Raw genomic sequence first — 18,585 nt, forward strand, 5'->3', positions numbered from 1 at the left:
GTTAATGTTGGTTTATTATTCTGTTCCAGTGCTACCAAATCCACCGCTACCGCGTTCTGTGGTTCCGAGTTCACTGACTTCTTCCCACTCAATACGCTCGTGCTTGGCAATCACCATTTGGGCAATGCGCTCTCCGTTCTCGACCACGAACTCGTCTTGTGATAAGTTCACCAGAATTACACCGATTTCTCCACGGTAATCCGCATCGATGGTTCCGGGGGCATTCACCAGGCCAATTCCCTTCTTAGCCGCCAATCCAGAACGCGCTCTGATCTGCGCTTCGTATCCTCCGGGCAGTTCAATATGCAGTCCGGTTTTGACAATGGCTCTTTCGAGGGGTTTAAGGGTGATGGGTTCGCTAATAGAGGCTCGGAGGTCCATACCTGCAGACAAAAGGGTTTCGTAAGAAGGCAGTGGGTGGTTGGAGTTGTTAATAATGCGTATGTTCACGTCTAAAAAGTGCTTTTAAAGATTTGTATTCCAAGAGGGTAATCAGGACTAAAAATACAAAAAGTAGAGCCGCTCCAGGGGCCAGAGAGGCGTCAAAATAGTAGTAAGACAGGCTGGCCAATCCAAAGGAAAGGAACATATAAAAGAGGATACGCCCCAAGCGATACGGAATAGGATAGTACTTTCGCCCAAAAGCATACGAAAGGGTCATCATGGTGCCATAAGCCAATAAGGTGGCCAAAGCCGATGCCCAAAAGCCATAAAGGGGAATGAAGTAAAGATTTACACAAAGAGTAATGCAGGCCCCCAAAGACGAAATAATCGCCCCAAAATAGGTTCGATCGGTAATTTTATACCAAACCGAAAGGTTGTGGTAAACCCCCAAGCAGAAACTCGCCAATAAAACGATAGGCACAATATCCAAGGCCTGGTGATAGACCGGATTCTTGATAAATAAGTCCGCCAGCACCGGAAGAACAACCACAACGGACAAAAGAATCAAGCTGCCCAACAAAACGAAATAATACGTGATTTGGGCATAGGTGAGCTGCGGATTTTCCTTTTTGGCTTGGCTAAAAAAGAAAGGCTCTACTCCCATGCGAAAGGCGGTGCCGTACAAGGTCATAAAAACCGCTAGCTTATAACAAGCCCCGTAGATTCCGGCCTCCTCCTTGGAAACCATCTGAGTCAATAAAATTTTATCGAACACCTCGTTGACTGTAAAAGCAATTCCCGCTACCAAAACGGGCAAGCCGTAGGCCATCATCTTCTTCCACAAATGAGAAGAGAAATGCAGTTTGTTCTTAAAGTAGGTCGGTAAGAGCAAAGCCAAGGTGAAAGCGCTGGCCGCTACATTCGAAATCAGAATGTATTGAATCTGGAAATCCTCTTGGTACAAACTCGCCCAAGAAGCTTCTGGATTGCTTTCTGCCCATTGAGGCAAGCCGACCAAAAAGAAGAGATTCAACAAAATTTAGGGCCACATTCAGGGTTTTCAAAAAGGCATATCGCAATGGTTTTTCCTTGGCGCGTATGAGGGCGAAAGGAATGATGACCAAAGCATCGAGCAAAAGAATAACCAGGGTAAACTTCAAAAAGGAAGCGCGAATTCCAGTGACCTCTGCGATGAGATCAATAAAGAGGAATCCCAATATGCCGAAGATCAGAGTAGAGCCTATCAGGCTCACTAAAGAGGTTGAAACAACCTCCTCTGGGCGTTTTTCTTTGTGGTAGAAACGGAAAAAAGCCGTTTCCATTCCATAGGCTAAAAGCACATTAAAAAAAGCAATCCAAGCGTAGATGTTGATGTACTCTCCATATCCTGAGGCTTTCTCCAGAATCCCTGTATACAGAGGGAGCAAAAGAAAAGAAAGCACTCGGGGAAGCACGGTGGCTATTCCGTAAACAAAGGTTTGCTGAAAAAGCTTTTTGAGTGGATTCAAATGCCTGTTTTCGTTTTTCCGTCAACAATACCGCCTACCTTAAAGTAAACGTACTTCTTTCCTGATTTATAACGAAAAACAGCTTCGTCCTCGGCCAGCTCAAAAGGAAATTCCTTCAGTAGCGGTTGTAGACTTGGAGGTTGATTTCCGCCTTCCTTCTGGCTATCTCCTTCCATCACCATATCCGGCTTAGAGGGGCCATTCACAGAAAAGCGTGCGGTTAAGTAGGACTTTCCTCCTACAGATTCGAATGTATAAGGCTTGACTTCACCACGAAAAATGACGTAATCTCCCCCTGCTCCCTCCGGAATTTGATTGATTTCTACCTCCAGCATCAACTGGGGTTTTGATTCTTCGCGTCCTTGTAAAAGCTTGTAGCACTTTGCCGATTGGACGACAAAATCAGTTTGCTCAGTCAGCTTCTTCTGTGAAGAGCATCCTCCCAAGCCAAACAAGAGAATTAAGGATAAAATGTAAAGGTCCTTCATAACACCGCTTTTAAAGGTTCTCTAAGATAAAACCAAAATCGGTGCCAAATCGTATACCGGAAGTGAAATGCTAGTCGTTCAAGGCCTCTGCACCACCCACGATTTCGAGGATTTCTCCTGTAATGGCGGCTTGTCGGGCTTTGTTGTACGTCAGTTTCAATTGAGAACGCAATTCGCTGGCGTTGTCTGTTGCCTTGTGCATCGCAGTCATTCGTGCTCCATGCTCACTGGCAAAAGAATCCCGGATCGCTTTGAACAATTGCGTTTTTAGCGCTTTCGGGATCAACTGCTCCACGATTTCTGCTTCAGACGGCTCGAACAAGTAATCCATCGGCGCTTGGTCCTGACCTTCGTTCTCTTGCACCAATGGCAAGAATTTTTCGGTCATTACGATTTGCGTCGCGGCATTTTTGAACTTGTTGTACACCAGGTAAATCGAATCGTACTTTTCGGATTCAAAAGCCTCCATCATTTCTTCCGCAACAGCTTCGACCGTATCAAAGGTCAAGTTGTCATAAAGCTCGCTGTGGTTAGCCACCACCTCCAGCTTTTTGGAAAGAACATCGTTCCCTTTCTTACCGATACACAAAAGGTCCACCTGCTTGCCTTCGAACTGCTCAGCAACCAAGTTATTTACCTGCTTGATGATATTCGAATTGAAGGCGCCACAAAGACCTCTGTTCGAGGTGATCGGCACCAAAAGAATACGGTTTTCAGGACGCTGCTGAGAGAAGGCACTACCGTTGTCGTCATCCAAGCTCGCGCTTAGACCGATCAACAGTTCAGTGAGCTTATCTGCGTAAGGCCGCATGGCGGTAATAGCATCCTGAGCCTTCTTCAACTTCGCTGCAGATACCATTTTCATTGCACTGGTAATCTGCATCGTTGAAGAAACGGATGCGATTCTGTTGCGGATTTCTTTCAGGTTTGCCATGAACTTCTCTTTACTTAATTGGCGTAACTATTGAAACTCGGGTTTGAATTAGGCCTTGTATTTGCCTGACAGGTCACGAGCCACATTGGTCAAGGTCTCGATAACTTCGTCAGTCAATTTTCCAGCTTTCAAGGTGTCTAGAACGTCGCGGTGTTTGGCGTTCAAGAACTCGATATAAGCCGTCTCGAACTCTTTAACTTTATTTACCGGCACGTCGCGTAGCAAGTTCTTCGAACCAGCAAAAATGATGGCTACCTGATCTTCTACAGTAAATGGATCGTTCTGCGCTTGCTTCAAGATCTCTACGTTACGACGACCTTTTTCAATAACGTTCAAGGTTGCTGCATCCAAATCAGATCCAAACTTCGCAAAAGCTTCTAGTTCACGGAACTGAGCCTGGTCAAGCTTCAATGTACCCGCTACTTTTTTCATGGACTTGATCTGAGCAGATCCCCCCACACGTGATACAGAGATCCCTACGTTAATCGCTGGACGAACCCCTTGGTTAAACAAATCCTGCTCCAAGAAGATCTGTCCGTCGGTGATCGAGATCACGTTTGTTGGGATATAGGCAGAAACGTCCCCCGCTTGCGTCTCAATGATCGGCAAAGCAGTCAAGGATCCTCCTCCTTTTACTTTTGATTTTAGTGAATCGGGCAAGTCGTTCATCTCTTTGGCCACGTTGTCATCGGCGATAACTTTAGCCGCACGCTCTAGTAGACGAGAGTGCAAGTAGAAAACGTCACCAGGATAAGCCTCACGCCCTGGAGGACGACGAAGCAACAAGGACACCTCACGGTAAGCAACCGCTTGCTTAGACAAATCATCATAGATAATCAAAGCTGGACGTCCGGTGTCGCGGAAGTACTCTCCGATGGCCGCTCCAGCAAAAGGAGCGTACACCTGCATAGGAGCAGGGTCAGAAGCATTCGCAGCAACAATAGTCGTATAAGCCAGAGCACCTTTGTCTTCCAAAGTCTTAGCGATAGCCGCTACAGTAGAGGCCTTCTGACCTACAGCAACGTAGATACAGTAGACGGGCTCACCAGCATCGTAAAATTCTTTCTGGTTGATGATGGTATCGATACAAACCGTGGTCTTTCCGGTTTGACGGTCACCAATAACCAACTCACGTTGTCCACGTCCTACAGGGATCATAGCGTCAATCGCTTTTACACCTGTTTGCAGTGGCTCATTTACCGGCTGACGGTAAATTACCCCAGGAGCCTTGCGCTCTAGTGGCATTTCGTAGGTTTCTCCTTCGATAGCTCCTTTACCATCGATCGGGTTACCCAAAGTGTCTACAACACGGCCAACGATGCCCTCACCTACTCGGATCGAGGCGATACGCTGGGTACGCTTTACCGTTGCACCTTCCTGAATCTCTTTAGAAGGGCCGAGGAGTACTACCCCTACGTTGTCTTCTTCCAAGTTCAAAACGATACCTTCCATTCCACCGTCGAACTCAACAAGTTCTCCGTACTGGGCGTTAGAAAGTCCAAATACACGAGCAATACCATCCCCCACTTGGAGTACAGTACCCACCTCATCAAGGGAAGCTCCTGCTTCGAATCCTTCAATTTGTTTCTTCAAAATTGCTGAAACCTCAGCCGCTTTAACCGTTGCCATCTCTATAGACTATTAGTAAATTCTCGTTTCATTCTGTCGAGTTTTCGGGCGATAGACGCATCGTACTGGACATCACCAATACGCAATACGAATCCACCGATCAACTCGGGGTTCACCTGGTTTTCCAGGTGGATTTCTTTATCTGTAAACTCTTTGATTTTGTCCAGCACTTGAATGCGCAATGATTCCGAAAGCGGAACCGCTGTAGTCACGTAAGCCGTGTCTTCGTTCTTGTGCTTTTTGTGCAGAATTAGGTACTGCAAGGCCACCTCTTCCAGAAGTTCAATTCTTCCGTTTTCGTGCAATGTTCTCAACAAGCCCTTGGTGGTCTCGTGAGCGGTAGACAAGTACTCATTCAGGAAGTTCAGCTTTTGATCAGATTTGACCATAGGGCTGAGCAACATCTCCTTGATCTCCGGATTGTCACTAATGCCGTGGCTGAGTTCCTTCATGTTGAGCATTACCGCATCCTCTGCCTTCTGACCGATAGCCAGAGAAAGAGTTGCTTTTGCGTAACGAATGGCGGCTCTAGATAAAACCATAGTTTAGTTCAGTTGAATGTCTTTCAGACTGTCCTCAATATATTTTTGCTGCTTCTTATCGTCAGCCAACTCTTCTTTCAACATCTTTTCCGCAACGGCTACAGATAGGGTAGCGACTTGCTTTTTGATGTCTTCCAAAGCCGCTTTTTTCTCGGCCTCGATAGTGAGTTTCGCTTTTTCGATCATCTTGCTTCCTTCCGCTTCGGCCTGTTCTTTGGCTTCAGCAATCATGGACTCTTTGATGTCTTTGGCCTCCTTTAGCATTCCTTCGCGTTCAGCGCGGGCTTCTTTCAGGAGTTTTTCACTATCTGCAGTGATGTTCTGCATCTCTTTTTTAGCCTCTTCGGCAGAAGCAAGAGCGTCTTTAATTCCTTCTTCTCTGCTTTCAATAGCAGACATGATTGGTTTCCAAGCAAATTTGACCATCAAAAAGATCAATCCCAATAAAAGGAAGGTCTGAATGATGAATAAGCCTGGTGAAAAATCGTTTAGTAATTGATCCATTTCTTTCTAATTCTTTGAAGTTCCTGATAATTAATCAATTCCGGCAACCAACCGTTACCGGAATTGATCGTTTTGGAAAATTATTTTCCTAGGAAAAGGGCACCGAATGCCAATCCTTCCAAAAGTGCAGCGATGATAATCATAGCCGTTTGAATTTTCCCGGTAGCTTCTGGTTGACGAGCAATACCTTCCATTGCGCTTCCACCGATTTTACCAAGACCAATTCCTGCTCCGATTACAATTAAACCTGCACCAACTAAATTTGGAACTGTCATAACAAAAAATATATAATTAAACTAAATTCTTAATGTTCGTGTTCTTCTACCGCAAGCCCGATAAACAAGGCCGACAGCATTGTAAAAATATAGGCCTGAAGGAAGGCAACAAGCACCTCAATCAGGGTTATAAAAAAGGATAAAACAATCGAAATCAACGAGGATCCGACTATACCCATACTTGCTTTAAGTGTAAAGGTGATGGCAATCAAACTCATCACAACAATGTGACCCGCTGAGATGTTCGCAAACAAACGGACCATTAAGGCGAAGGGCTTCGTAAACATTCCCAAGACCTCAATAGGGGCTAGAATTACTTTCATGACCGGATGAACCCCAGGCATCCAAAAGATGTGTTTCCAGTAGTCCTTTGTCCCGCTGAATTGGGTAATTAAGAAAGTGAAAAGCGCAAGGCAGAAAGTCACGGCAATCTGTCCGGTTACGTTAAACCCAAGGGGAGTCAATCCGAATAGGTTTAAAATCCAGATGAAAAAGAAGACCGTTAACAAATAACCCGTAAAGCGCTTGTATTTTTTCTCACCGATGTTTGGGCGAGCAATTTCGTCACGCACATAAATCACTAAAGGCTCAAGAAAACGAGCAAAACCTGTAGGAATCTGGTCATTCTTGTATTGCTTAGCCAAACCACCAAAAGCAAGGAGCATCAATACCCCTACAAGCAGGATTCCGAAAACACTTTTTGTAATAGACAAATCCAAAACAGAGGCTGCATTGGTAGGCTTGTGTGTTTCGTGATCAAACTTTACTGCGTGAGCTCCAGCATTGAGTTCGTAGATTTTTTCGTGGTACTTAACCAATTGAACCCCATCCGCCTCGACAATGTGGTGACCACTGTCATCATGGTGAAATTCTGACGACATAAATGCGCGAAGGCCTTCACTGGTGTATACGATTACCGGTAGAGGGAATCCGATGTGCTTGCGCTCTCCGTCACCATTGGTATAAGAAAACAAATGGAAATCGTGCGCGTCTTTGATGTGGTGGAGAATGTATTCAGAGATCTCTTCCTGTGAGTCGACGATACCCCCGTCGTCGGCGTGCTTTTCTTCTTTTTCCTTAGCGAAATTGAATTGAGTGGCTAAAACACTCAGTACTACCAAGATATATTTTGTAAAAGCGGGTCGCATCAATGCCTTCATTGTAAACGAATCAAGGGTCTAAAAAATCAGCGCAAAGGTAGTTATTAATACCTAATTACAAAGGTAATTTTAGACATTCATTTTGTCGAGCGCTTGTTTAAGGAAAAGAACCTCACAAACAAGGGCGATAAACAGGGGGGAAAGCATAAGTAAAGCTTCTTTAGACGGTATGTTCTCAGCGGTCACCACCGCAGGAAAAACAAGGGCAAAAACAAAAAATTTAAGGAGCAGGCTCCCTAAATAGTAATAACCGAGGTTGGGAGCCCAGGCAGGATTGCGCTGTACCCAGGGAATCAAGCTAATGAGTATTGCGCTAAATACAAGGTGGTAAATAAAGACCTCGTGAAGACCAAATCCTAGGCTAAAAACCGGATCCGCCAAAGCAATAAGCCCATAAGACAGGGCCATACCAATGAGTAAAGGAAGAAGATCAGTGAATGTTTTTCTGATCATTATTGATGGAGTCTAGTTACTCTTTTTATCATGGAGTACATAGACAAAAATATAGCAAAGAGGGTTAACGCTGTTTCGTAACCCTCTTTGCTGTATTTAATATCGAGCCAAGAACCGAGTCTGTTTCCGAGGTAAATGGTCACCCCCATTTGGATCGCCATTCCCGAGAGGGACATGGCTGTACGAAGACCCTTATTCTTTGTTTCATTAAACTTTTTTGACATCTGACGCCTGTGCTGGTGGAGCTGCAGGGCTAGAAGATGACTGGAATTTGCTTTCGGGTTGTATGCCTTGGCCTTTGCTCTTCATGCCTGCCTTGCCCATCATGTTGCAAGTTGCGTTGAAGTTGGCCCCGGGCTCAACCGATAGCTTAGAAATATTCACGGCACCTTTAATGACTGCAGAGGCTTTCAAGGTAAGCAATTCTGTAACGAAAAGCTCTCCGTTAAAGTGACCTTCGATATCGGCGTTGACACATTCAACTTTTCCTTTGATAACTCCATCCTTACCGATAACGATCTTTCCGGAAGTCTTCACATCTCCTTCCAGCTTTCCGTCGATACGGAAATCCGCTTCTGAGGTAATGTCACCTTTGATGACCGTGTTCTTTTCTATTCGGTTGGGTTGTCCGCCAAATTCATTCATTGTTCGGGGTTTTTTGTTGTCTGAAAACATGGGGTCTTAGGGTTTTGGGTACTCTACTTGAGCCATATAGGCGTTGATGTTTTTATGTACCTGGATGATCTTGTAGTTTTTAGATGAAATGACAAAATTCTCTTTCTTCACTCTGTACTTTCGGTTGGTGTTGATCAACTCGACAAAGCCGAGTGCGAACTCCTTGGACTTAAACCCGTGAACCAGCACAAACTGATCTTCCAGGTTGTAGATGTCTTTGGAGATCTTGTTTTTGTAAGCCAAATCTTTGATGATCTCTTCCAAACGATTCTTCAGCTTTAACGCCGATTCGTCCTCTCTTATTTTATAAGGAAAGACAACTTTCCAATTTTCTGCTCCTTCAGCCCCTTCTTCCTTCGAAAAATCCTTGGGAGCCAATTTAGGCAATTGTTCCTTTACCATGAATTCGGCCTTCTTCCCTTCCGGGTCGTTCGGGTAATTCAAGGCGACGTAGTTCAAGGCCTCCTTAAAAGCCTCAAAACCTTGAAGTCGACCAATGGAATTCGCCTTCAGCATTTCGAACTTGGGTACGATTTGGTCCCCGGTGAAGCGCTCGATGTATTTTTGACTCTGGGTTATAACCTCCAAGTATCGCTGCTCTTCATACTTTTTATACAGACCGTCGTAAAGGGCATCGGGACTCTCGGTGTCGCCCGCCAAAACGGCATCGGGATTGAGTAAAATTTCGGCGTACCGGCTACTTCGGTGGTTGGTCACGATGTCTTCCTTGACTTCTTCCGCTCGATACGGGTAGGCAGACTGGTAGATCTTGTAGAGGTTGTACTTGGACGGCAGAATGAGCCTTTCTTCGGGGTTTTGAGCCAAAACACGCTCCAAACGCTCGGCGGCCAGTTCATCGTCCTTGAACTTTTCTTTGTAAATCAGGCCCAATTGGTACAAGGCAAAGTTGCGATCTACGCGAATACTGTCGATTTGACCAAGACGGGTTGGAACCTTATTTAAATAGTAGTCCAACTGAAGTTTTGGATCTTCCTGGGCGGTGCTGTCGGCTGTATTATTGACTACCTGGGTCAGGTCATCGGTACGGCTCACCGCAATTTTATTACTCCAACGCCAATTGTCTTCCAAGGGTCGGTTCCCCCAGCGTCCTTGGAAATCGGTTTTCCCATATCCCAGGCTGGCGATGTTGTAGAAATAAAACTTTCCTTTATTGTCTTTTCCGCCTTTGGTTTTCAAGAAATTGGCCAAGCCGGTATTGCGGCGTTTTTCAGCCACTTCTTCTTCCGCTTTGCGCTTGGCAATCAGGTCATCAATGGTTTGCTGAAAGTAATCCTTGCGCTGATCAGGATTCATTTCGACCACCTTCAGGACGCTGTCGGTATACTGAACAATATCTTCGTACTTGATAACGTCCACCAGATTATCCCGTTTTTTCTTGATAAAGCGGTAATCCCGTTGCTTCTCGTTCATGTTTTGAAGCACGCTGTCATAATACCCTCCTGCCCCTCTGTAGTCCCTTTCATCAAAATGGTACTCGGCCAAGTCCAGGTAATTCAAGGCGTTTAGTACGCGATCTTCCTGATTTCTTCTTAGGGATTTGTTGTAATACACCAAACCGAGGCTGTCTTCCTCCGCTCTAAAGTGGAAAATTGCTTTCTGGCGAAAAACCTTGTCCAAAAAGGGCCGGTTCTCGCGGTTCTCTTCCAATTCCGTCAGGTATTCGCGTAAAAACTCCTTGTTTTCGTCCGTGACGTCTATGTTGTTGATCTTTTTCAGGTGGGCATTGATCCAATACACCCGAGGGGTCTTGCGCTTGAGTGCGATAATCTTGTCAAAAGCAAAATTGGCACTGTCCTTTTTGCCAAGTTGGTTGTAAAGCTGTCCAATGATGAAGAGGTACCGCCCTTGCTCTTCCCGGTTGGGAACATAGGTCTGGGCGTACTTTAAACGTCGAATAGCCGAATCGGGTTGCTTCATCAATATGAAGCATTGGGCGATGACGGCCTGAGCATCAGAAAACTCCTGATCACTCAATCGCTCGTACTTGATTAAGTTCTTAAGGTTCTTAATCGCCAATTCAGGGTTGTCCAGACGCATATTGGTCTTTTCTCTCCAGATTTTGGCTTGGTTGTGCTGATTGCTCTGATCGTGTTTGTAGAGGATGTAATTAAAAGCCTCCAAAGCCGGCACATAACGCTGATCAAAATAGCGGGCCTTGCCTAAAAGTAAAAAGGCTTCATCGGTTTGGGGGTTTCGCTCCCGGTTCTCGATGTCCATGGCGTGCTTTTGGATCGCCTTGGTGGCCTTTTCTTCTGCCCGTTCAAAATTGGGGTTGTTGCCTTCCGAATCCAAGCGAACCTCATCGGTGACCTGAAGTCGTTCGACAGGAAGTAAGGCCCAGTAATTTTCTTTATAGCTCTGGCGCAGTTCTTCACGCCCCTTTTCAAAGGCCAAATTACCGTTATACAGGACGTTGTACTTGGTGTTTACCGCATGCCAATTCCTGTTCACAAAGGCATTTTTCTTTGTGGAACAAGCGGTAATAAGCAATACCAGGGCCCCTAAGTAGATTTTCGTGTTCTTCACCTTATATGCATGGGTATCCAAACTTAACTAATTTTTTAAGGGATTAGTATTTGGACGCCCTGCAAAATCTCGGCGAATTGGCAAGCTGTTTACTCCTCGACCTTTCCGAAAAATGCCTCGAGTTCGCGTAGAGTTGCCGGAGAGGTTTGGATGTCTTTGACAATTTGCCCTTTTTCGAGCACAACAATACGCTCACAAACTTCCGTTACATGGCTCAAGTCATGACTCGAAACCAAGACGGTTACTCCTTGTCTGGAAGCGAGCTCTTTGATAATCCCTTTGAGGCGAATCTGAGTCGTAGGATCCAGGTTAGCAAAGGGCTCATCCAAGATGATGACCTCGGGATCTCCGATAAATGATGCCACAATTCCGGCCTTCTTTTGGTTTCCTTTGGAAAGATCCCTCAGGTACTTCTTTTGCCCCAGGATTTCTCCGTGAAAAAAGTCCTCGTATTGGGCCAGGTGTCGATCCACTTGCTCTTTCGAGCGACCGCGCAGTTCCCCGATGAAGTAAAAATACTCTTCCGGAGTCAGGTAACCGATCAAAAAGCTTTCATCGATAAAGGCTGCGGTATGAGGCTTCCAGGCTTCACTCTTGTCAACCTGAATGTCTTTGTTGAGTATATTCCCTGTGGTAGGTTGTACCAGATCGAGTAACAGACTAAAAAAGGTGGTCTTTCCTGCGCCATTGTTTCCGACCAGTCCGAAGGATTCCCCTTTGGGAATTTCGAGCAAGTCCAAATGGAGCACTTTGTGCGGACCGTATGTTTTACTGAGGTTAGTGGCTTTTATCATCGTCGTTTTTTGAATTATGCATTTTCTTTATAGGCCAGTAAGGTCTTGTATTTTTCTTTCTTGTAAATCCGCTCAATCAAACGGAAGGTGGGATTCTTAAAGACAAACCCAAGCACCCCAACGGCGGCCACAGCCAAGTAGCCAGCGGGCTCATTGATCATGGAACCTCCCCAATAAATCAGCATGGGCAAGAACATCTTGGGAATGGTCAAGAGCATGGTTTTGGCGTTGAAGGCTTGTTTGTCTCCAAAGGCCTTTTTATTGGAGGTCAGATCGATCGGGGACTTTACATAGGCGCCTCCCAATAGGACCAGATAAGAATTAATACCCAGGTTGTACATCGCACCGGCGAGAACCGCAGCGTAGGCTTCCCAACCGAAATAGATATAGAAGGTAGAGAGTACCGTACTGATCAGGGTCGCAATGATGATCAGGTACCATTTGGAATTCAAATAATCCCGGTACTTGATGTTTTGACTCATCATGAGTGGATAATAGCTGCTGTCCCAACTGGGCACATACTGCCCAAAGGTGAACAAGAAGCCACCGGTCACAAAGATGCCTGCAAAGATCTTCCAAAAGGCGTTGTCGTACATTTCTACCGCTCCGGTAAAAAACAAGAGTCCATAGAACAAGAAGAAGAAACTGGTAATCACCGAGGTCTTCGAGCGCTTATTGCGACGGATCAGTTTGATGTCGTTCTTCAAGAAAGTACCCAAATACCCATATCGATTGAGCCAATCCAGGTTTTCGGTCTTGGCCTCCTTTTGCTTGACCGCCAATCCTCCATCGAGGTACATGCGGCTTTTGAAATAGTAAAAGGAAGATAAGTAGAGAATAATCAGGACTGCCCAGGGTACAGCCGCCCAGACCGGTTGATCGTACAAGAGATCAAAGAATGTCTGGGTATAAACGGTAATATCAAAAATTTGGTAGTACTGCACCAGGGCTGCTCCGGCAAACAAACTGGCCATGATGTAAAAGGCCCAGTCCCGGTTGTTGACCAAAACATTGAGCATATTGTTGCTGTAGATCAAGCCCATCATACCCAAATGCCACGCCAAAGCGCCCACCAAGTCGTAGTCCTTGGTGATCAAAATGATGGTAAAAGGAATAAAGAAAAAGGCGTGAGACCAGTTGAAAAAAGAAACAACTGTTTTAAAAAGGGAGAAACGTACAACCTGATTCTTCTTAACCGGTAAATACAGCAGCGGCTTAATATTGGTCACTGGCATTTTCTGCAACATATACCGAAAGACCATATCAAAGCCTAAATAATAGATCATAAATCGGTTGACCACCCGAAAGGGATCGCCCATGTCTAGTTTCTCAATGATAAAATAGGAACCGAATCCCAAGGATAAGAATACGGCAATGAAATAAAGGGCACCGAACACCATGAGGATTTTGAACCAAATTTCGGTACGAAAAGAGGAAGACCGGATCATGGACTTCCATTGCAAACTGAGAAAGCGTTTTAGCATTAGATTGGTTTTTCCAAAGGAGTTAGTGTGAAAATAATGGTTTTTGTTACAGGGATCCTCAAAAAATTTAAACGCCCTAGGATTCAAGAAGGTGTCGTAATTTTGCGAAAAATTGAATTATGCCCACTTTTCACCGACTGCGCATTGCAGCAATCGATCGACTCACTCCAAAGGCCGTACAACTCCAGTTTGAAATCCCGTCAGAACTCCAGGGGGTGTTTCATTTTTATGCCGGTCAGTATATTACTCTTAAAGCCGATATACAGGGTGCTGACGTCCGCAGGGCGTACTCGATTTGTTCGAGTCCTGAGGACGGTGTATTATCCGTTGGAGTCAAAGAAGTTCCCCAGGGTATTTTTTCAACTTTTGTCAACCAACAACTCCAAGTGGGCGATCAGCTTGAAGTAGCCGAACCCGAAGGACGATTCTTGTTCAAAAAAGAAGGGGCAAAAGACAGTGTATTGGCTATTGCTGCCGGCAGTGGAATTACTCCGATCCTCAGCATTGCCAAAACAGCCTTGGCTGGCGGAACTCCCGTTATTCTTGTTTTCGGAAATAAAACAGTTGAGGACACCATGTTCGCGGAAACACTTGTAGAACTCAAGCAGCAATACCCTGATCACTTTACATTACACTCCATGTACAGTCAGGAAGCGGTTGAGGGAAGCCGATTCGGACGTATTGACAACGGATTTTTGCGTTGGGTACTCAATCAACACAGCGGCGAAACCATAGGCGCCGCATACCTCTGTGGTCCGGAGCCTCTGATTGAATTGAGCAAACAAACCCTGAATGACAGTGGTTTTGGCGAAGACCAGATTCACTTTGAACTCTTTACTTCCTCCTCCTCTTCGGACGAAGCCGGAGATCCTGTGGAGGTAGCAGACGGAAAGATCCAATACGCAGTGGTTCTCGATGGAGAAACCCACGAATTTACGGCGGATGCCAAACCCTTGGTCCTTGATGCGGTATTGGCCGAAAACATTGACGCGCCCTATTCCTGTCAAGGGGGTATTTGCAGCTCTTGTATTGCCAAGGTCACCGAAGGAAAAGCCAAAATGGTCAAAAATCAAATCCTGACCGACGGGGAAGTGGCCGAAGGGCTCATTCTAACCTGCCAAGCCCATGCGACCTCGTCTAAAATCACACTGGATTACGACGACGTCTAATCTATACGCTTAAGAGTAAAGGCGATTCACTGCCCAAACGATCCAGTTCGCGGGAGGCATGATCATAGCCAATGGTAAAGGCTTTCTCGATAGAGCTTTTGTCGAGTACCCCAATACTCTCGAGTTCCTTGGGTTCGACAGCCCATTGGCATTGTCCGAGTTTCTTCTTGCTGCTCGTGTAAATCATCAGGCTGGTTACTCGGGCGGTAATCTGAAAGGGATTTTTCAAGTCTTTTTTGTGCATCTCTCCCGCAATGGTCACGTTGCTTCCGACAATGCTAGAACAGTGCTCATCCAAATACTCCTTGGGGAAATTGTTCATGATTCCTCCATCTGCGCAGAGCAGCTTCCCCACTTTAACCGGAGAGAAAACAGGGGTAAGGGCTGCCGAAGCGAGTAGAGCCCGAATGAGTTCTCCTTCCGAGAAACAGATCTCTTCTCCCTGAAGTAAGTCGGTGGCAACCACATGAAGCGGCAGGTCCAAAGAGGCAAAGGTATCTTTTGGAAAATAGGCCTTTAGAAGTTTATAATACCGTTCGGTATCTATAAATCCAGCCTTGTTAATGGTAAAAAAATTATACTGAAACAAAGGCGTTTCCTTGAAGAAGGACAGCATGTCTTCCACCGTGTTGCTGTTCGCGTAAAAAGCACCGACCAAGGCTCCAATACTGGTTCCTGCTACCCGGTCTGCTTCCCATCCTCGTTCTCGCAAGGCCTTGATCAGACCAATATGAGCCATCCCTCGAATCCCTCCTCCGGACAAGACCAAACCCTTCTCATTTTTCTTCTTTTTCGCCATAATTTCTTCTTCCAATCGACCGAGATCTTAAAGGTAAGTCGAAAAAGGAACTTTTTTTCGGCCCTTTAGTGTAATGCATTTCTTTTTTCTCGACTCAAAAAGCAGCGCGATTTGTTGTAGGTTTAAGCTTAAATCAAAAAAGAATGGCAGCACCATATTACGATCCGGCAGATCTAAGGAAATTCGGAAAGATTACAGAATGGAGTGAAGAGCTCGGAGAAAAGTTCTTCGATTACTACGGAAAGGTGTTTGAAGAAGGCGCCCTGAGTGCCCGTGAAAAGTCTTTAATCGCCCTGGCGGTGGCCCACGTGGTTAAATGCCCTTATTGCATTGACGCTTATACCAAAGACGGACTGCAACGCGGCATCACCAAGGAAGAGATGATGGAGGCCGTTCATGCAGGAGCAGCTATTGAAAGTGGCGCGACCCTGGTCCATGGCGTGCAAATGATGAATAAATACAACAAGCTTTCGATGTAAATTCCGAAAGCTCGAATGAAAAAGAAGATACCTTATGGCGACGAAGTCGTTAAAGGCCCGAGCTGACGAACTGGCTCAGGCAAACAAACAACTGGACATCCTCAACGGAGGAATTTTTGAAGAAGGAGAACTCCCCTATTTTAAAGATAAGATTGCCGAAATCGGGCATTTCCCATTGCGTCCTCGCAAGCTGGAAATCCTGCAGATCAATGTAGGTTATATGTGCAACCAGGTGTGTGAGCACTGCCATGTCGATGCCGGTCCTGACCGCAAAGAAATCATGATCCGGGATACCATGGAGCTCTGTCTGGAGGTCATTCGCAACACCGGAGCGCATACCCTGGATCTCACAGGAGGGGCCCCCGAAATGAACCCTGATTTTCGTTGGTTTGTGGAAGAGTCGGCCAAGGCGGGAATCAAAGACTTCATCGTCCGCTCCAACCTGACCATTATCCGAGCCAACAAGAAGTATCATGACCTTCCTGAATTCTTTAAAAAACACAATGTGCACGTGGTATCGTCCATGCCGCACTATACCCGCGGGAAGACAGACAAGCAAAGAGGAGATGGTGTTTTTGACAAGTCCATTCAAGCCCTGAAAGACCTCAACGCAGTGGGTTATGGTAAGCCCGACAGTCCCTTGCGTCTCGATTTGGTTTACAACCCTTCCGGCGCCTATTTGCCCGGGGATCAAGCTGCCCTAGAGCGAGACTTTAAAGCCGCTTTACTTCAGGATTTTGGCATTGAATTTCACTCGCTTTTCGCCATCACCAATTTGCCTATTGCCCGTTTCTTGGATTACCTCATTGCATCCGAAAACTATGAAGACTATATGACGGCACTCGTTGACGCTTACAACCCGGCTGCTGTTTCTCAGGTGATGTGCACCAACACCTTATCAGTGAGTTGGGACGGCTGGTTATACGATTGTGATTTCAACCAAATGTTAGGGCTTAAAGTGGCCAGCAAGGTTAAGCACATCAAGGACTACAACGAAGACTTGCTTCAAGACCGAAACATCATCATATCACAGCATTGTTATGGTTGTACAGCCGGAGCAGGAAGTAGTTGTCAAGGAACCGTAGCCTAATCCTGAAGATCGCCCTGGTCTCGGAGTAATTTTAGGACCTTTCTAAAGGCTTTTTCGACTGTAATGGTCGACATGGCTTCCTCGTATCCCTCAGGCACTTTTTTACCGTATACCGAGGTGGGAATCAAGGGGTATTCTTTTCGATCCACTAAAAGCTGGTAATCCTCCGTTTGACCAAACGGAGCATAACCCAGAAAGGGGTGCGTAACCCCCCAAAGTGTTAAGACTGGAACGCCAAAATTAGCCGCAAGATGTCCATTCCCGCTGTCCATAGAAATCATCAACTTCAATTGAGATATCACGGTGAGTTCGTCAGCGAAGCTCAGGCATTCGGCCAGATTGATGACACGGCCCTGGGAGACGCCTTCCCATTCTTTGAGGATTTCGGCCTCCTCCACCCCGCCTCCGAAGAGCAGTACTTTGCATTTACCGTTCTTGTCCAGGCGTTCGACCAGTTGACGACTCATCTCAATAGGGTATCTCTTGCCGTCATGAGCTGCAAAGGGCGCAAAACCAACCCAAGGGAGATCGTCTTGGCCTATTTGTTCCTGTATGGTTTCAGTAACCTCGCGTTTAGGGGCTCGAGCTCGCCCATTCAATTCAAAGTCAAAACCTGCCCGAACAAAAACATCAGCATAGCGCTGGTGCATGGTCTTCAATGGCTCCATTATCTTGTTCTCTGCACGGGTAAGGGCCGCTTTTTCTTTTCGGCCTTTATCGAGGGTATACCCCTTTAGCCCCATGAGCTGCAAGCCTCGGTTAATGTAGTCAGAGCGAAGTACATGGTGCAGGTCAATGACCCCTTGGAATCCTTTCCATCGCAGGCGGAAAGTCAATAAGAGTAAGCCTTTCCAGTCTCCGTGTTTCTTTTTATTGAAATCAATGAAGTACAGCTGTTCTATATCCGAAAAAATCGGTTGCCAGCGCTGGGGGCACAAAAAATGCAATTCTAAATTGGGATACCGGCTGGTCAAGGCCTTTAAGACCGGATAGACCATCGCGATATCTCCCAAGGCGGAAGTCCGAATGACCAAAAGGCGCTGGGGCGTTTTAGCTATTCTCTTTGCGTTTATTTTCACGCAGTACTGGGTTTAGTTCATCGTCGTTGTACATTTTCATCTGCTTGTACACCTTCATGTACTTTCGCCCCGCAGCGATATCAGACAACAACTGATCAATGGCTGTAATTAGGTCCGTTCTCTGTTCCTGTAAAACAACCAGTTTTTGGGCGCAGGCTTCCCGGTGTGCCACATCAGCCTCTTCCCGGGACGCTTCTTCGTCCATATGGTAAATTTTTAGTGCCAAAATAGAAAGACGGTCCAAAGCCCAGGCAGGGCTTTCCGTATTTATCGTTGCTCCTTCCATGGCTAAAACCGATTGGTATTTATCTAGAAAATACGCGTCCAGGTACTCGACCAGATCTGTTCTGTGCTGATTACTCGCGTCAATCTTGCGCTTCAGAACCAAGGCTCCTGCAGGGTCTATCCTGGGGTCTCGAATTAAGTCTTCAAAATGCCACTGAACCGAGTCAATCCAGCATTTCTTGTAGAGAAGAAACTCAATGCTCCCGCTCTCGAAAGGGTTTGGCATTTCTGCATCTACAGAGTCCGTCTTGTGGTAATCAATCACCACCTGTTCAAAAGTCTTAAATGCGCTTTCGGCAAACATATC

At 46.0% G+C, this 18,585-nt stretch carries 22 protein-coding genes; 3 read left to right on the top strand and 19 right to left on the bottom strand.

Annotated features, from left to right (window positions below):
* Positions 1 to 15: 15 nt before the first annotated feature.
* From dut to BST99_RS11290, 16 genes are all read right to left on the bottom strand, one after another.
* Positions 16 to 450, bottom strand: coding sequence for a dUTP diphosphatase (dut, locus tag BST99_RS11220; RefSeq protein ID WP_105001889.1), 435 nt, complete (start codon positions 448 to 450; stop codon positions 16 to 18).
* Positions 431 to 1,348: an oligosaccharide flippase family protein gene (locus BST99_RS15015; protein WP_317046157.1), complete on the bottom strand. Its 918-nt coding sequence runs from the start codon at positions 1,346 to 1,348 to the stop codon at positions 431 to 433. The genes dut and BST99_RS15015 overlap by 20 nt, the downstream gene beginning before the upstream one ends.
* On the bottom strand, positions 1,254 to 1,892 hold the full coding sequence (locus BST99_RS15020) for a lipopolysaccharide biosynthesis protein (protein ID WP_317046158.1): 639 nt from the start codon (positions 1,890 to 1,892) through the stop codon (positions 1,254 to 1,256). The genes BST99_RS15015 and BST99_RS15020 overlap by 95 nt, the downstream gene beginning before the upstream one ends.
* A complete protein-coding gene (locus tag BST99_RS11230) occupies positions 1,889 to 2,380 on the bottom strand; it encodes a hypothetical protein (protein WP_105001890.1) in 492 nt (163 codons plus the stop codon). Before BST99_RS11230 ends, BST99_RS15020 begins: the two co-directional genes overlap by 4 nt.
* Before the next feature lie 70 nt (positions 2,381 to 2,450).
* Positions 2,451 to 3,314: an ATP synthase F1 subunit gamma gene (gene atpG / locus BST99_RS11235; protein ID WP_105001891.1), complete on the bottom strand. Its 864-nt coding sequence runs from the start codon at positions 3,312 to 3,314 to the stop codon at positions 2,451 to 2,453.
* A gap of 48 nt (positions 3,315 to 3,362) precedes the next feature.
* Positions 3,363 to 4,943: a F0F1 ATP synthase subunit alpha gene (gene atpA / locus BST99_RS11240; RefSeq protein ID WP_105001892.1), complete on the bottom strand. Its 1,581-nt coding sequence runs from the start codon at positions 4,941 to 4,943 to the stop codon at positions 3,363 to 3,365.
* A 2-nt stretch (positions 4,944 to 4,945) separates the two neighbouring features.
* Positions 4,946 to 5,485: an ATP synthase F1 subunit delta gene (atpH, locus tag BST99_RS11245; protein ID WP_105001893.1), complete on the bottom strand. Its 540-nt coding sequence runs from the start codon at positions 5,483 to 5,485 to the stop codon at positions 4,946 to 4,948.
* 3 nt (positions 5,486 to 5,488) lie between these two features.
* Positions 5,489 to 5,989: a F0F1 ATP synthase subunit B gene (locus BST99_RS11250; RefSeq protein ID WP_105001894.1), complete on the bottom strand. Its 501-nt coding sequence runs from the start codon at positions 5,987 to 5,989 to the stop codon at positions 5,489 to 5,491.
* 80 nt (positions 5,990 to 6,069) lie between these two features.
* Complete coding sequence (gene atpE / locus BST99_RS11255) at positions 6,070 to 6,264, bottom strand: ATP synthase F0 subunit C (RefSeq protein ID WP_014032715.1); 195 nt, start codon at positions 6,262 to 6,264, stop codon at positions 6,070 to 6,072.
* A gap of 29 nt (positions 6,265 to 6,293) precedes the next feature.
* Positions 6,294 to 7,412 carry a F0F1 ATP synthase subunit A gene (gene atpB, locus BST99_RS11260; RefSeq protein WP_105002503.1) on the bottom strand — a complete coding sequence of 373 codons (1,119 nt, stop codon included), beginning with the start codon at positions 7,410 to 7,412 and terminating at the stop codon, positions 6,294 to 6,296.
* Positions 7,413 to 7,493: 81 nt separating this feature from the next.
* Positions 7,494 to 7,877, bottom strand: coding sequence for a DUF6168 family protein (locus BST99_RS11265; protein WP_146106283.1), 384 nt, complete (start codon positions 7,875 to 7,877; stop codon positions 7,494 to 7,496).
* Complete coding sequence (locus tag BST99_RS15140; protein WP_105001896.1) at positions 7,877 to 8,101, bottom strand: AtpZ/AtpI family protein; 225 nt, start codon at positions 8,099 to 8,101, stop codon at positions 7,877 to 7,879. The genes BST99_RS11265 and BST99_RS15140 overlap by 1 nt, the downstream gene beginning before the upstream one ends.
* Positions 8,085 to 8,552 carry a bactofilin family protein gene (locus tag BST99_RS11275; protein ID WP_105001897.1) on the bottom strand — a complete coding sequence of 156 codons (468 nt, stop codon included), beginning with the start codon at positions 8,550 to 8,552 and terminating at the stop codon, positions 8,085 to 8,087. The genes BST99_RS15140 and BST99_RS11275 overlap by 17 nt, the downstream gene beginning before the upstream one ends.
* A 6-nt stretch (positions 8,553 to 8,558) precedes the next feature.
* Positions 8,559 to 11,099 carry a type IX secretion system periplasmic lipoprotein PorW/SprE gene (gene porW / locus BST99_RS11280; RefSeq protein ID WP_105001898.1) on the bottom strand — a complete coding sequence of 847 codons (2,541 nt, stop codon included), beginning with the start codon at positions 11,097 to 11,099 and terminating at the stop codon, positions 8,559 to 8,561.
* An 89-nt stretch (positions 11,100 to 11,188) separates the two neighbouring features.
* Positions 11,189 to 11,893 (bottom strand): ABC transporter ATP-binding protein, encoded by a 705-nt coding sequence (locus tag BST99_RS11285; RefSeq protein ID WP_105001899.1) that lies wholly within the window; start codon positions 11,891 to 11,893, stop codon positions 11,189 to 11,191.
* Positions 11,894 to 11,907: 14 nt separating this feature from the next.
* The gene (locus BST99_RS11290; RefSeq protein ID WP_105001900.1) at positions 11,908 to 13,377 is read right to left on the bottom strand and encodes a DUF5687 family protein; all 1,470 of its coding nucleotides are present in this window, start codon (positions 13,375 to 13,377) and stop codon (positions 11,908 to 11,910) included.
* Positions 13,378 to 13,496: 119 nt separating this feature from the next.
* Here BST99_RS11290 and BST99_RS11295 point away from each other — a divergent pair, with 119 nt between their 5' ends.
* Positions 13,497 to 14,546 (top strand): ferredoxin--NADP reductase, encoded by a 1,050-nt coding sequence (locus BST99_RS11295; RefSeq protein ID WP_105001901.1) that lies wholly within the window; start codon positions 13,497 to 13,499, stop codon positions 14,544 to 14,546.
* A 1-nt stretch (position 14,547) separates the two neighbouring features.
* Here the strand turns inward: BST99_RS11295 and BST99_RS11300 are convergent, their stop codons facing one another.
* On the bottom strand, positions 14,548 to 15,360 hold the full coding sequence (locus BST99_RS11300) for a patatin-like phospholipase family protein (protein ID WP_317046159.1): 813 nt from the start codon (positions 15,358 to 15,360) through the stop codon (positions 14,548 to 14,550).
* A gap of 128 nt (positions 15,361 to 15,488) precedes the next feature.
* Here BST99_RS11300 and BST99_RS11305 point away from each other — a divergent pair, with 128 nt between their 5' ends.
* Both BST99_RS11305 and arsS read left to right on the top strand, forming a co-directional pair.
* Positions 15,489 to 15,824 (top strand): arsenosugar biosynthesis-associated peroxidase-like protein, encoded by a 336-nt coding sequence (locus BST99_RS11305; protein ID WP_105001902.1) that lies wholly within the window; start codon positions 15,489 to 15,491, stop codon positions 15,822 to 15,824.
* 34 nt (positions 15,825 to 15,858) lie between these two features.
* Positions 15,859 to 16,914 carry an arsenosugar biosynthesis radical SAM (seleno)protein ArsS gene (gene arsS, locus BST99_RS11310; protein ID WP_105001903.1) on the top strand — a complete coding sequence of 352 codons (1,056 nt, stop codon included), beginning with the start codon at positions 15,859 to 15,861 and terminating at the stop codon, positions 16,912 to 16,914.
* Here arsS and BST99_RS11315 read toward each other — a convergent pair.
* Both BST99_RS11315 and BST99_RS11320 read right to left on the bottom strand, forming a co-directional pair.
* Complete coding sequence (locus tag BST99_RS11315; protein ID WP_146106284.1) at positions 16,911 to 17,993, bottom strand: glycosyltransferase family 9 protein; 1,083 nt, start codon at positions 17,991 to 17,993, stop codon at positions 16,911 to 16,913. The two genes, arsS and BST99_RS11315, sit on opposite strands and share 4 nt — an antisense overlap.
* Complete coding sequence (locus BST99_RS11320) at positions 17,965 to 18,582, bottom strand: DUF4254 domain-containing protein (protein WP_105001905.1); 618 nt, start codon at positions 18,580 to 18,582, stop codon at positions 17,965 to 17,967. The genes BST99_RS11315 and BST99_RS11320 overlap by 29 nt, the downstream gene beginning before the upstream one ends.
* Positions 18,583 to 18,585: the final 3 nt, after the last annotated feature.

Origin of the sequence: Aureicoccus marinus (genome assembly GCF_002954325.1) — a bacterium.
GTDB classification, from domain to species: domain Bacteria; phylum Bacteroidota; class Bacteroidia; order Flavobacteriales; family Flavobacteriaceae; genus Aureicoccus; species Aureicoccus marinus.